Source organism: Rothia sp. HMSC058E10, assembly GCF_001809415.1.
Taxonomy (GTDB): Bacteria; Actinomycetota; Actinomycetes; order Actinomycetales; family Micrococcaceae; genus Rothia; species Rothia dentocariosa.
Window position 1 is genome coordinate 1 of sequence record NZ_KV797617.1, and the last position, 507, is coordinate 507.

Genomic DNA, 507 nt, shown 5'->3' on the forward strand with positions numbered 1-507 from the left:
AATGGAGACTACGACCCACCGCATGTACTTTACGGTATGGAAGTGTCGCGGAACCACCTTGATCAGGTTGTGGAATATTTTGAAGGCCGCGCCTCTATTATCAAAGACTTCAACGAGAATAATCCAGGAGCAGAATACCCACCCCTTGTGGAGTATCGCCAGAAAGTCGTTAGGAGTTGGAAGCACGAAAATAGTTAATGTAATACATTCTACATCTTAAGGGTTTATTCATCAGGGACTTAGGTAGGTTCTTTATGAATCCCCCTGTGTGGGCCTTCTCGAGGAAATAACTATATGGTTTATGAGAAAGAATATAAGGATGCGTTCATTGTTCCTGTGTTCACTTACGAGAGTGGGTATTGGGAGAAGGTGATGAAGCCTCGTTTGCAGGAACAGGGGTGGTATATCGCTGAAGTAGACTGTGCGAATGTGGAGGATATTGAGGATTGCGGCACGAGGCTTCTGGGTGAACTCAATTTTAAGGTTCCTGAGCATGGATACATTAAC

The 507-nt window shown here is 44.6% G+C and carries 2 pseudogenes; both read left to right on the top strand.

The annotated features are described in order from the left end of the window. A pseudogene (locus tag HMPREF2609_RS11025) lies at positions 1–198 on the top strand (hypothetical protein); the annotation flags it as partial. 96 nt (positions 199–294) lie between these two features. Then, positions 295–507, top strand: a pseudogene (locus HMPREF2609_RS02960) (hypothetical protein); the annotation flags it as partial.